The sequence below is a fragment of the Lamprocystis purpurea DSM 4197 genome, from assembly GCF_000379525.1.
GTDB lineage: Bacteria > Pseudomonadota > Gammaproteobacteria > Chromatiales > Chromatiaceae > Thiodictyon > Thiodictyon purpureum.
On sequence record NZ_KB902493.1, the window covers coordinates 1 to 12,749 of the forward strand.

General features: G+C 67.2%; 7 protein-coding genes and 2 pseudogenes. 5 read left to right on the plus strand and 4 right to left on the minus strand.

Annotated features, from left to right (window positions below; all coding sequences use genetic code 11):
- Nucleotides 1–184: pseudogene (locus tag A39O_RS0112530) on the minus strand (IS4 family transposase); the annotation flags it as partial.
- Between the two features lie 341 nt (nucleotides 185–525).
- Between A39O_RS0112530 and A39O_RS43545 the strand changes: the two are divergent.
- Nucleotides 526–876, plus strand: a pseudogene (locus A39O_RS43545) (hypothetical protein); the annotation flags it as partial.
- Between the two features lie 322 nt (nucleotides 877–1,198).
- On the plus strand, nucleotides 1,199–3,682 hold the full coding sequence (locus A39O_RS0112540; protein ID WP_020505006.1) for a tetratricopeptide repeat protein: 2,484 nt from the start codon (nucleotides 1,199–1,201) through the stop codon (nucleotides 3,680–3,682).
- Nucleotides 3,683–4,213: 531 nt separating this feature from the next.
- On the opposite strand, the gene A39O_RS0112545 is transcribed toward A39O_RS0112540, so the two are convergent.
- The 3 genes from A39O_RS0112545 to A39O_RS0112555 are packed head-to-tail and all read right to left on the minus strand — an operon-like array spanning nucleotide 4,214 to nucleotide 8,760.
- A complete protein-coding gene (locus A39O_RS0112545; protein ID WP_020505007.1) occupies nucleotides 4,214–4,747 on the minus strand; it encodes a hypothetical protein in 534 nt (177 codons plus the stop codon).
- The gene (locus A39O_RS0112550; RefSeq protein WP_020505008.1) at nucleotides 4,744–5,976 is read right to left on the minus strand and encodes an ATP-binding protein; all 1,233 of its coding nucleotides are present in this window, start codon (nucleotides 5,974–5,976) and stop codon (nucleotides 4,744–4,746) included. The genes A39O_RS0112545 and A39O_RS0112550 overlap by 4 nt, the downstream gene beginning before the upstream one ends.
- Before the next feature lie 9 nt (nucleotides 5,977–5,985).
- On the minus strand, nucleotides 5,986–8,760 hold the full coding sequence (locus tag A39O_RS0112555) for a TrlF family AAA-like ATPase (RefSeq protein WP_020505009.1): 2,775 nt from the start codon (nucleotides 8,758–8,760) through the stop codon (nucleotides 5,986–5,988).
- Between the two features lie 266 nt (nucleotides 8,761–9,026).
- On the opposite strand from A39O_RS0112555, the gene A39O_RS0112560 reads away from it, so the two are divergent.
- From A39O_RS0112560 to A39O_RS0112570, 3 genes are all read left to right on the plus strand, one after another.
- Nucleotides 9,027–9,728, plus strand: coding sequence for an ArsR/SmtB family transcription factor (locus A39O_RS0112560; RefSeq protein WP_020505010.1), 702 nt, complete (start codon nucleotides 9,027–9,029; stop codon nucleotides 9,726–9,728).
- Between the two features lie 19 nt (nucleotides 9,729–9,747).
- The gene (locus A39O_RS0112565; RefSeq protein ID WP_020505011.1) at nucleotides 9,748–10,479 is read left to right on the plus strand and encodes a 16S rRNA (uracil(1498)-N(3))-methyltransferase; all 732 of its coding nucleotides are present in this window, start codon (nucleotides 9,748–9,750) and stop codon (nucleotides 10,477–10,479) included.
- A gap of 514 nt (nucleotides 10,480–10,993) precedes the next feature.
- Nucleotides 10,994–12,700 (plus strand): alpha-amylase family glycosyl hydrolase, encoded by a 1,707-nt coding sequence (locus A39O_RS0112570; RefSeq protein WP_245561887.1) that lies wholly within the window; start codon nucleotides 10,994–10,996, stop codon nucleotides 12,698–12,700.
- Nucleotides 12,701–12,749: the final 49 nt, after the last annotated feature.

Here is a 12,749-nt window from a genome sequence, read left to right on the forward strand (position 1 = left end):
GGGTCATGAACATCGCCAAGGTCTTCGTCGGGGGAAAGGCCCGCTCACGATGGGCCGGCACCAACGCGGCGACGTGATCGAGCAGCTGCGGGCCGGTCAACAAATTAAAGAATCCGCCGGTGTCGATCCGCGCGGCCTCCTCAAGGACACGTTGCTGCGTCGCGGCGCGTTGGTTAGGATGCATGGGGGCTGGCTCGCAGGGNGATGGGTTGGGTGTCGCAACCTTCAGCCTACCACTCTTGCGGGTTGGCCCCTATTATTTTCAGTCTGTTAGACTAAATTAGTGCCATTCCCGTCTGGCCCAGCACCTTTTTTGCGGACCGAGCGCGGCGGGTCGAAGCGAGCCTGATCGACTGGGGCCGTGAGATCTATCGCGCCGCGCTGCCCCCCGAGCACACGGCCGATGTCCTGAACGCCTGGTCCGCCGCCGATCCCCATGCCGGGCGGCGCTTCTCAGTCCATCTGGACCCAAAGGAGCGGGGGCGTCCCGCCCCCGAGGACGCCGGGGCGGGACGCCCCGGCTCCTTGCTCGCGCTCCCCTGGGAACTGCTGCACGACGGCCAAGGATTCCTGTTCCAGGGCGCCCGCCCCACCCGGGTCCGCCGCCGCCTGCCCGGCGGCCAACCGCCGAACCCGGAGACCCGCGACACCACACCCATCCGCCTCCTGCTGATCGTCGCCCGGCCGGAGGACGACGCCTGCGGCTATATCGACCACCGCGCGAGCAGCCTGCCGCTGGTCGAGACCATGGAAGACCTGGGCGGTCTGGTCGATCTGCGCCTCCTGGAGCCGCCGACCTTCCCGGCGCTGAGCACGGAGCTCAAACGCGCCTACGATGCGGGCACCCCCTACCATGTCGTCCATTTCAACGGCCACGGGATCTACGACCGCCGACTGGGCCTGGGCGGACTCTGCTTCGAGGACCCGCGCGACCGCGACCGCCCGGATGGGCGCCGGCATCTGCTGGTCTATACCGACACCCTGGGCCCGATGCTGCGCGACTACCGCATCCCGGCTCGGCGCGCTGACCGCGCCGCCCGACACCGGCTTCGTCTGGCGCGGCCGGGATCTCTTGGCTCTGGAGCGGATGCTCCGCCCGCGGGCCGTCGGCGCGCCCAAGCTGTAGCGCTCGGCGCTGATCCGCGGTCAGGGCGGCGAGGGCAAGACCGCCCTGGCCGGCGAGCTCGCCCGCTGGCTGGTGCGCTCCGGCCAGCTCCGCCGCGGCGCCTTCGTTTCGGTCGAGACCCACAGCCATGCCGCCGCCGTGCTCGACACACTCGGCCGCCAACTGGCCGGCAAGACCTATTCGGTCGCCGCGCTGACCGGACCCGACGGCGATCTGGAGCAAGCCATCCTGCCCATCGAGCGGGCGCTGGCCGAGCAGCCGACGCTGCTGGTGATCGACAACCTGGAGAGCGTGCTGCCGCCGCCCTATCTGGCGCAGGAGACCCCGCAGGCGCTGCGCGACGACGCCCTGGAGGCGCTGGCGGCCATCCTCGCGCTCTGCGACCGGCTGCTGGCGGTCGGCGACACCCGGCTGATCTTCACCAGCCGCGAGGCCCTGCCCGCGCCTTTCACGGCCGAGCGGCGCTGCCGGGAGCTCGAACGGCTCGCGCCCGAGGACGCGGTGCGGCTGGTTGAGCGCGCGCTGGAGGGTGCCCGCGACCACCGCCCTGGCACCGCGGACGACGCGACCCGCGAGGCGATCGACGCCCTGGTCGAGGCGGTCCACGGACATGCCCGCACGCTCGCCCTGCTGGCACCGTCACTGCGCGACCTCGGGGTCGAGCGCACCCGCGCGCGGCTAGCCGACCTGATGGCCGAGATGGACCGCCGCTTCCCCGGCAGCCGCGAGCGCTCGGTCTTCGCCAGCGTCGCCTTGTCGCTGGAGCGGCTGGCGCCGGCCAATCGGGAGCCGGCGGCGGTGCTCGGGGTCTTTCATGGCGGGGTCGATCTGGACCTGCTGCGAGCCATGACCGGCTGGGAGCAGGCCGACTGCCAGGCGCTCGCCGAGGATCTGATCCGCACCGGGCTCGCCACCGCCGATCCCTACAACCATCTGACCCTGAACCCGGCGCTTTGCCCCTATCTGCGCGGGCGGCTGGAGCCGGACGCGCTGGATGCCCTGACCGGGCGCTGGGTGGAGTCGATGGGGCAGTATGTCGCGTTTCTGGAACAGCAGCGCAGCCGGCAGACCGAGATCGCCGCGACCCTGACGGTGTTGGGGCTCCCCAATCTGCTCGCGCTGCTCGATCGGGTGCAGGGCGCCGGGGAGGCGGAGGTGACCATCGGCATCACCACGTCCCTGTATCAACTGCTGCAAATGCTCGGCCGGCCGCGGCTCCTCGCGCGGGTCGGGCAGGTGCGCGATACCGCGGTCCAGTCGCTCGCGCGTCAGCCGGGCGACGGCTGGACCCATGCCCGGTTCGAGGCCGAGCGGACCCGCATTGAGCAGCAAGCGTCCGGTGGACGGCTGCGCGAGGCGTTCGCCGGGGCCGAGGCCCTGCTGCGGCACGCGCGGGCGGCGGACGAGTCGGCCTATCCGGGTGCCGATTACGACTTGGCGGGGGCTTGCTGGCTGCTGGCCCGGGTGCTCAAGACCGCCGGCGGGTCCGAGCGGGCACTGCCGCTGCTGGATGAGGCGCGGCAGCGGTTTGAGACCGTCGAGCGGGACAAGCCGGGTTGCGGGGCCGAGCGGATGACGTCCGTCTGCCTCGGCGAACGGGGCGGCTGTCTTCGGGACCTGGGCCGGCTCGACGCGTCGGCGGCGGCCTACGCGGAGGCCATCGCCCTCGACGAGCGTCGCGGCGACGCGCGACAGGCTGCGGTCGGTAAGAGCCAGCTCGGCACGGTCCGGTTGCAGCAGCGCCGCTACCCGGAGGCGTTGGCGGCCTACGCCGAGGCCCGCGAGCGCTTCGCCCGGTTGGACGAGCCGGGAACCGTCGCCGGGATCTGGCATCAGACCGGCATGGCCTATCAGGATTCGGGCAACCCGGAAGCGGCCGAGGATGCCTGCCGGCGAGCACTGGCGATTTGGGTACGGCTCGGCAATACCGCCGGGCAGGCGGGCACGCTGAATCAACTGGGCAATCTGTACGATGATGTCCTGAACCGCCCCGAGGACGCGGCGGCCCTCTACCGGCAGTCCGCGAACCTCTATGGCGGGATCGGCGATACGGCGAGCGAGGGACTCGCCCGAAACAATCTCGCGGAAACCCTGCGCCGACTGCGGCGCCTCGACGAGGCGCGCCGGGAGATCCAGCGGGCGATCGAATGCAAAGCCCAGTGCGGCCATGCTGCCAAGCCCTGGACGACCTGGAACCTCCTCGCCGCCATCGAAACCGACGCCGGGAACCCCGAGTCCGCCGCCGCGGCCAGGTCCAAGGCGCTCGCCGTTTATCTCGACTACCGCCGCGCCGGCGGCGAGAACCACTTTACCGACGGCCGCCTCGCACTCGCCGTCGCCGAGCGGCTGCGCGCCAGCGACCCGGCCCAGGCCCGCGCACTGCTCGCGCAGCTTGCCCAGGACCCGAACCTGTCGGAGCAGCTCCGCCCCTTCCTCCAGTCGCTCGACGCACTCTGCACCGGCAGCCGCGACCCCGCCCTCGCCCAGACCCCGGGGCTCCACTACACCATGTCCGCCGAAATCCTGCTCCTGATCGAGACCCTGCCGCCGCCCTGACCCTCTTCCCGCTCCCAGGCTCCAGAGACTGGGCACGCATTCCATGTCGGTTGGGCTGAGGAACGAAGCCCAACAGTTCATCAACGTCGCCGTCGCCGAAAAGGCCGCGGCCCTGCGCACCGAGGCGTACGTCCGCGCGCGTGCGCAACGGGCGGATCTGGCCGAATTCGACCGTATCCTGGCGAAGGCGGGAAGTGAGGAGCCGCGTGCCGGGGATGAACTGCCCGCCGGCCCGCCCGGTCGATCGTCTCGACCTCCAGTGTTCTCGCCTTCGGACGTGATAACCGGACGTAGGGGCGGGTTTCAAACCCGCCCCTACACGAAGATCTGTCTGGAAATCAGGTGCGAACGCTATCGGTTGGAAGGCACCTGGTCCGCGCCCAGTCTGTCGCGACCCGATACGCCGATCGTGATTGGTCTGCTGCCGGGCGGCGTCGTCACCAATTTGCGAGATCCAATCGCGGCCGGAGGCCGCTCCCACAGGATCCCGGTCGGACTTTCACGGTCAGCCTCGACCTCAGGCCCGGCGGCTCATGGCGCGTCCTGCTCCTCATCCGACGCCGCGTCCGCCGGGGCGGCGAGGCGCCGCGTCAGGTCGGGCGGCGTGTAACCGAGACACTCACCGAGCACCGCCCGGCTGTGCGCGGCAAGGAACCCGGGCGACAGACGCCGCTCGGCGAACAGCAGGTTCTCATGCGCCGCGTGGTCCAGATAGAGCAGATCCGCCGGCGCGGGTGCGAAGGGACGGCGGCTGACGCGGGCGATCCGCCCCAGGTTCACCCCGCGCCCGTCGTCGAGCAGGAGCAGATGCGGGGCAAGCCCGCGGCTCGGGTCGGGACGTGGATAATCGATGACCCCGAGCAGTTCGAAGGGCGTGCCGCTCATGTGCACGCCGAGCGTGATGGCGCTCTCGATCAGTTCCACCAGGTAAATGGTCTCGCCGATGGCGGCACGCAGACGCTCGACCTGGCGGTGATAATCGGCGGACGGCCAGACGCCCTCGCCGAGCAGGTCGGCAGCGGTCGGATCGGGCGGAGGATCGGCGGCGCGCGATGGGTCTGTCATGCTCTATAGGTCCTCATGCTGTGGTCCGTGGTCGGGGTGACCGCCTCCGGCGGGGTCCGCCACAGCGTTACCCTGACCCAGCGTTCTTCGCGGTCCTGCTCCAGGTGAGGGGCGGTCCCGTTGAATTGCCGCATCGCCCGGGTCATCCGCGGATAGCCGCTGCCGCGCTGCTCCATCAGCCCGAGATCGAACAGGAAGCTCGCCATCGACTCATTGCGGGAGCGTGGCGTGCCGCCGGCGAGTACCGATTCGGGCCGCTTGTGGTTCGGCAAGGCGCCGGGGCTGGTGATGACGATCCGGTCGTCAAAGACCTCAACCAGTATCCGCGAACCGAGAATTGCGTAGTCCCGATGCGCCACGGCGTTGACGACACATTCCCGGAAGGCGGGCAGCGGTACCGGCCACAGATCCGCACGCTGCATCCCGGCATAGCGCTCATGGCGCCCCAGGACTTTGAGCCAAGCCTCGGCGTGTGCGACCTGCTCCTCCAAGCGGCCGCGTCCCTCGCCGGCGAGCATGACCTTGTCTCCCCGATCAATGCCGGCGTAAGCGACTAAATCGATCCAGAGGTTCCGCGTCGGGGGGGACTGCTGAGGAGCCTTGCCAAAGCACATCAACCCGAACAGGGTCGCCCGTAAATCGCCGTTGAAGTCGCGGTCAAGGATCTCCCGGTTGAACAGGTCCACCTCCAACGGTAGGTGCTCTCCATCCAGGTCTACACCCCGGCGCCGCATGTAAGCCCGGAATGCCCCGGCGTCGATCGCATCGGCGCCGGTGCCCGGGACGACGCGCTCCTCGGTGAAGACCAGGCCGAAAGTGTTGTATAGCTCCTGTAACTCGGTCGCTGAGGGTTCGCGATTGCCGCGGTTCCCGCGAACGAGCACGCGGCCCTTGTGCCGGAGCGGCTCAGGGCCACGGACGCGCGCGACCTCGATCCAGTGGACCCATCCGCTTGGGTCCTGGTGATATCCCAAGCGGGCCTGAATCGGGGCGTTGAACGTGTTGTGCAGTGCATTGCTGAGACGCTCCTGCACCTCCTTCGGGTCCATGGGCACACCGTCGATCGCCCGGTCGTCGGTGACGCCGAGGATGACGAGCCCGCCTTCCGTATTGGCAAAGGCACAAACCGCCTCCTGCCAATCCTTGTCGCCGAAGGAGCGAAAGCGTCCCAACTCGGTTTGGGCGTTTTCACCAACCTGGATTCTCTGAAGCACGTCGATCCAGTCCACGAGAGCCTCCTAATAGCCGTACTTCTTGCGGCGCAGACGGAACGCCGCGGCGCCGCCATCCAGCGTCCGGACGATGGCATTCCGGATCGCGTCATCCTCAATGGCACCGGCCGCGTCCACCCGGCCATGTTCCGCATCCGCTTCCAGGGCGATGACCTGATCCGCGTCGCCATTGACCACCAGGTTCGCGTTGTGCGTGGCAAAGACGACCTGTCGCTTGCCTTTGAGTCGGTGCAGCGCCGGGATGATGGTCTCGTTAAGAAAGCGGTTATCCAACTCATCCTCGGGTTGGTCGACGAACAGCGGCGTGGGATCATCGCTCTCCAGGATCAGCGAGAGCAGCACCGCAACCCGGCGCCCGCCGGACAGGACGCTCAGGTCTTTCGGCTCACTGTCCTCTACCCAGCGGATGCGATAGCGGTCAGGGCATCGCAATGCCCAAACCTCCAATTGGCGCGCCCAGGGGGCGATCTGCTCGAAGAAGGATGCCGCGACGGCGTCGGACATCCCGAGCGCCTTGACCTGGGTCTGCGCTGTCGCCGGGTCCGGCGTGGTGAAGGCTTCAATGACGGCGCGCAGCGTCGTCGGCGTGGTCGACCGCGCTCCACCGCTGTTCCACCAACGGGTGATCCCCTGATTGCGCAATCCAAGCACCCAGGACTCCAGCGGGCCGCGCCTCCCCTCCGGATCGACGGCCACCAGCACCCGGCCCGCGAATCTGGCCTCCACCTCGCCGCAAACCTGGGTGATGGCAGCGCGATGGGCGGTAACCAGTGCATCCCGCTCGGCCAGGTCGGCGTCGAATCCATCCAGTGCCTTCTTGAGTTCCTCCTGTTTTCCTTGGAGCGCGGCCAGAAAGCTGTCGTAGTGCTGAGCGGTCTTGGCATAGGCATCGAACTGGTTCAGATCGTTGGCGCTACGCCCGGCCGCGACCAAGGCGGCCTGAACCTGTGCGGTCAACAGTGCCAGGCGATTGTTTGCCGCGGTCGCGGTCGCGTCGGCAATCGCACCAATCGCCTCCAAGGATGCCAAGACCGCCGCTGCCTGGGTCTTGGCCCTGTTCAACAGCGAGGCCGCGTCGGCTGTGTTCTCCGGCACCGGTGGGGAAAGGCAGGCGGTGAGCTCCGGGCTGTTGAACACCGGCAGGCGCAGCGCATCGATCGCCTCCGCCAGCTCACGGGCGCGCTCGGCCTGGTCGCGCAGGTCAGACGCGAAGGTTCTTGCCCGTGCCGCATCGTGCTGAGCGGACGGCAAGGCCGCGGTGCCGGCTTGCGTGAACTGCTTCATCGCCTCGCGGGCGTCGGCGGTGCGCCGGCACTCCTGTTCGGCCGCGGCGACCTGCTCCTGGAGACGGGTCAGCCGCGGGACCGCGTCGGCAAGGTGCCGATCCAGTTCCCGGAGTTGATCGCGCTCCGCCAGCAGCACCGCGCCGCGCCCTGGGACGAGATGGAACAGCAGATGCTCGATACCGTCGTCGTCGTTGACCAGGGACTTGAGCTCGCCCTGCGAGAAAAAGCGGGGGGCGAACCGCTCCTCGACCGGCCGTGCGAGATCACCGGCCGGACTCTCCAGTGCGACCCGGGTCCCTCCCGACAAAAAGCGTTCCCGCGCCCGCGCCAACGCGTCCCGCCCGAGCGTAGTGGTTCCGTCCGGCATCGCCTGCTCGCCGCCGCAGGTCAGCCGCAATCCGTCGAGCAGGGTCGACTTGCCGGTCATGCTGCCGCCGATGATGCAGGTGAGATCAGGGCTCAATCGGAACGTCTGGTCGCGCAGAAAGGAGGTGCCGCCCGTTACGCGAATCTCGCGAATCCAGGGCCTGGCGTCAGGCCCCTGGGGTAAGGGCACCGGCAGATTGGGGTCCAGGACGAACTGGCCGGCCGCGTCCCTCACGTACGGAACACGCAGCCTGGAGTCCCGCCCCAGAAAGGCTTGGCGCAGGGCCTCCAGGCTCGGACTGGCGAGCTTAAGGAGCACAAAGCGGTGGCCGAGCGCCCGTTCGGTGGGCGCCGTGCCGGGGTCGGCCAGTTTTATGGCATCGCTGGTATGGTAGAGGGCAATACGTGTCTTCTCGAAAGCGTACCGCAGCTTGCGGCTTTCGGTCAGGTCTTCGTCGAGCGTCTTGTCACGCCGCAACTCGGCGGCATGAATGCGGCCTCCAGCGAGATCCGCGATGTAGTGGTCGGGGCGTGACAACAGTCCGTTCTCGCGGAGCGGATGCGCGGCAATGACAATGTAGTTGCGCTTGCCGACCGCCTTTGGCGCATCCAACTCCTTGAAGGCATCGGCGGGGCGCTTCTGCACCAGGTTTAGTCTCGTGTGTTCGTAGGCGGGGCGCGCGCCCATGATCCCATTAAACGCATCGAGGTAGCGGCGCTTCCCCACGGTGGGGTCGAAGAGAAAAAGCAGATGGATACCCTTAATTCCGTCGGCAAAATTCGGTTCAAAGCCCGGATAGACCGCGTAGATCAGGTCTCGATAGGAACGCCCGGTGGAAACCTGGCGCTCATTCTGCCAAGTCTCGACGATGGTCCAGGCAGCGGACACACCGTGATCGATGCACGCCGCATGGGGAGTGAGCCCCAAGACCTCGATTTCCTGCTCGACCGCGGAATCCAGGAACCGCTCCGCGTAGGCGCGCAGCACGGTGGGGTCATCGCGCTCGCCCTCAATGCCCCACGGCAACGCAACGGTGGGATCGTCCAAGGTATGCAGGTGCAGGTCCGCCCGGAACCAGCGGGTTCCGGGAACTTCGTCGTGCCAGCGTTCCTTCGGTTCGCGTGTCATGGTTATTTCGGGCGCTCTTTGGGTTACGACTTCGAGTGCGGTTCGTTGGCCAAGATACACACCGGGGCCGGCTGCCTCAATGCGGGTCTTGACCGCGCACCGCAAACGCTCAGGGCCTCAGGCGTCGTCAACGGTCGGCTATGACCCATGGGCCGGGGCTGCCGCCCCGATGCGCCTACCCGCGAGCAGCCCTTCTCTCTATACTGATCGCATGGACCCATCCGCTCAACCCGTGGGTTGAATCACCGTCCGCCGCAACCGACACCATGACCCATCCCCCCGCACCCACGCCGGGTCCCAAACAGGCCCTCTTCGCACAGCTTGCCATCATCGCCCGCGCCCTGGGCAGCGGCGCGCGGCTGGAGTTGCTGGATTACCTCGCCCAGGGCGAGCGCAGCGTCGAGGACCTGGCGCGGGTGACGGGGCTCAGCGTCGCCAACACCTCCAAGCACCTGCAACAGCTCAAGGCCGCCGGACTGGCGCAGGCGCGCCGCGACGGCAAGCACGTCCGCTACGCACTGGCCGACGATCAGGTGCTGGACGCGGTCGCCGCCCTGCGGGGGCTCGCCGAAACCCGCAGCCGCGCGGTCGCGGACCTGCTCGCCAGCTATCTCAAGGAACGCGACGCGCTGGAGCCGGTCCCGGCGGCGGATTTGCTGGAGCGGGTGCGCGACGGCCTGGCGACGGTGATCGATGTGCGCCCCGCCGAGGAGTATGCCCAGGGTCACATCGCCGGCGCACTCAATGTGCCCCTCGATCAGCTCCAGGAGCGGCTGCGCGGTCTCCCGCGCGAGCGCGAGATCGTCGCCTATTGCCGGGGTCCCTGGTGCGTGCTGTCGTTCGAAGCGGTCGCCCGCCTGCGCGCGGCCGGATTCACCGCTCGTCGCCTGGCGGACGGGCTGCCGGAGTGGCGTCAGGCGGGGCTGCCGACCCGGGTCGGGGAGACCGCAGGCACGCGGCTATTCTGATTCACCGACCACGAACCCCATGCGCCTGCCCCGTGTCTACCTGGACCACCCGCTGGATCCCGGCTCCGAACTCAGTCTCCCGGACGGACCCGCGCGCCACCTGACCGCGGTGCTGCGCCTGGGCCCCGGCGACGCGCTCCTGTGCTTCAACGGCGACGGCCGCGACCGTGCCGCCCGCATCGCGGCCATGGGGCGCCGGGGGGTGACCCTGGCGATCGGCGCGGCCGGCGATCCGGAACCGCTTCCCGTCCTGGAGATCCGGCTGGCCCTGGGGATCTCGCGCGGCGAACGCATGGATTTCGCCATCCAGAAAGCCGTGGAACTGGGTGTCCTCGGCATCCAGCCGCTGTTCACCGAGCGCAGCATGGTGCAACTGCGCGACGCGCGACTGGATCGCCGGCTGGAGCATTGGCAGGGCATCCTGATCGGCGCCTGTGAACAGTCCGGACGGCGGCGGCTGCCCGTCCTGGAGCCCGCCCGGCTGTTCGCGGACTGGCTCGCCATGCCCCTTCAGGGTGTGTTGCTGCTCGACCCCCAGGCACCGCGGTCACTGGCACAATGGGAGGCCCCGACCGGCCCAGTCACCCTCCTGGTTGGACCCGAGGGGGGCTTGAGTGCGGCCGAACGCGCGCGGGCGGCAGCCCAGGGCATCGAGGGCGTCCGCCTTGGCCCCCGCATCCTGCGCGCCGAGACCGCGCCGCTGGCGGCCATCGCGGTGCTGCAGGCGTTGTGGGGGGACTTGCGGGACTGATGGGCCGACAACGCGCGCATCGGCGTCTGACGCGATATCCCGATGTAGGGGCGGACACCAACCCAATCGTTGTCGTTGTCGTAATCGGAGCGATTCAAATTGGACATGAACAGCCCGATGCCGATCGGATTACAGGCCTGCTTGGGTTCCCTAAGAGCGTGCGACGACGGCAGAACTCAGATAAGACGGCGCCTTGTTTCAGATTCCCCTTACAGCGGCGACCCGGCTGCTGACTACACTGACTTGCGAACGGACCGGTACCCAGCAGTTGCGGATGATTGTGCGCGGGGTAGTCGATACGCGCTGATCCTCACCACCTCGGCTGGTCGCGTTCCGACCGTTCCAAGACTGTCAGAATCTGATAACGACTGGTAGGGGGATATCCATCATGTACGAGAAATTTGGCGCTGTCGTGCAAGGCTCGCGGGTCGAGTTCAAGCTGTTCTTACCGGATAATACGCGAGACCCCAGTCAATACGTCCGCGGCGGCTCGCCCCGCATCCGCCAGATCCACGTGCGCGGCGACTTCCAGGGTGCTGCCGGCAGCCAGAACTGGCAATTCGATGACCGGTTCAAGATGCAGCGTGTCGAGCATCCCAACGGCTGGCTGTACCAACTCGCGATGACGCAGGATCTTGCGGAAGGATATTACCAGTACAAGTACTTCGTCGAATTCGAGAACGGCACCCAGCGCTGGGTTTCCGACCCCATTTCGAAATACGGCGGCAGCGATGAGTCCGAGAACTCGGCCTTCGTCATCGGCGGCAGCGAGAGCGTCGTCGCGCCGATCGCTCGCCGCCTGCCACCGCGCGACCTCGTCATCTACGAGACGCATCTCGACGATTTCACAGCGGAGTTTCGCGGCAACCGGGCGCCGGTCGACGCCTTCCGCGACCGTTTGGATTATCTTCAGGAACTGGGCGTGAACGCGGTCGAGTTCATGCCGTGGACAGCGTGGCCAGGGAGCGGATTCAGCTGGGGTTACGATCCGGTCTCCTTCTTCTCAGTCGAGCACCGCTACGTGAACGATCCGGCTAACCCGGCGAACAAGCTGTACAAGCTGATGGAGCTGTTCAACGACCTGCATCGACGCGGCATGCACGTGATCATGGATGGCGTCTTCAACCATGTGCGGGGCGGCCAGGACCCCAATCTGGGTTTCCCCTATCTCTGGCTTTATCAGGTACCATCCGAATCTCCTTTCATTGGCAACTTCGGCGGCGGCGGTTACTTCGATGAGTTCGATTATCAGAATAATTGCGTCGCGGAGTTCATCCGCGACGTTTGCATCTATTGGCTTGACCGCTTCCAAGTCGACGGCATCCGCTTCGACTATACCCTCGGATTTTTCCGCCGTGGCGATAACGGGGTCGGCATCGGTAAACTGATCGGCGATCTCAACAGCCATCTCGCCGCTGCCGGTCGGTCGAACACCGCCCTGTTCATCGAGCACCTGACCGACAACAGGTTCGAGGCGATCGACGACACCAATGACGTCGGCGCCACCGGATGCTGGTTCGATCCCTTCATGTTCAAGCACTTCGAGTATGGCCGCAATGGCAACATCGATCCCGATCTACTGCGCATCCTCAATGCCAACCTGGATTTCGCGCCCGGCAAAGGACCCGTGACCTATATCCAGAATCACGATCATTCGTCGATCGTACATGAAGTCGGCGGGCGCGGCCGCTGGTTCAAAACCCAACCGGCAGCGATTGCGCTACTCACTTCACCGGGAGCGGTGATGCTTCATAACGGCCAAGAGTTCGGTCAGGTAGAGTCCTTGCCGGGGAGCGGTGACGGTCGGGTAGTTCCGCGTCCGCTGCGCTGGCAAAGCGACAGCCCGTTCGGCAACGACGGCATCGGCAAGGGCCTGTTCGGGCTGTACCGGCAGTTGATCAGTATCCGCAACCGCCATCCGTCCCTACGCTCGCCTAACTTCTTCCCCTGGCCGACCAACCATCCCGAAGGTTATGGCGCCTTTCCCGATCAGGACGTGGTGGTCTATCACCGCTGGGGGCCGGCCGAAGGCGGCGGCTTTGAGCGCTTCATCATCGTCATCAACTACTCGGACTACGACCAGCGGATCGACCTGCCCTTCGCAACCAACGGCCGCTGGGAAGACCTGTTGAACGGCGGCTTTGTCCTGGTCGACAACCAGAAGCTTTTCAATCAACGGATCAACTCCAACTGGGGGCGGATCTACCACCAAAGGGCCTAGCCCAGCCGGGTCCAGCCGGGTGCGGATGCTTCTTTCTCGTCCGCTCCGC

What these genes read in the sequence shown, in the direction of transcription:
- A39O_RS0112545 (WP_020505007.1), bottom strand. Translation starts at nt 4,747, where the DNA reads ATGACAGACCCATCGCGCGCCGCCGATCCTCCGCCCGATCCGACCGCT.
- A39O_RS0112555 (WP_020505009.1), bottom strand. Translation starts at nt 8,760, where the DNA reads ATGACACGCGAACCGAAGGAACGCTGGCACGACGAAGTTCCCGGAACC.
- A39O_RS0112560 (WP_020505010.1), top strand. Translation starts at nt 9,027, where the DNA reads ATGACCCATCCCCCCGCACCCACGCCGGGTCCCAAACAGGCCCTCTTC.
- A39O_RS0112565 (WP_020505011.1), top strand. Translation starts at nt 9,748, where the DNA reads ATGCGCCTGCCCCGTGTCTACCTGGACCACCCGCTGGATCCCGGCTCC.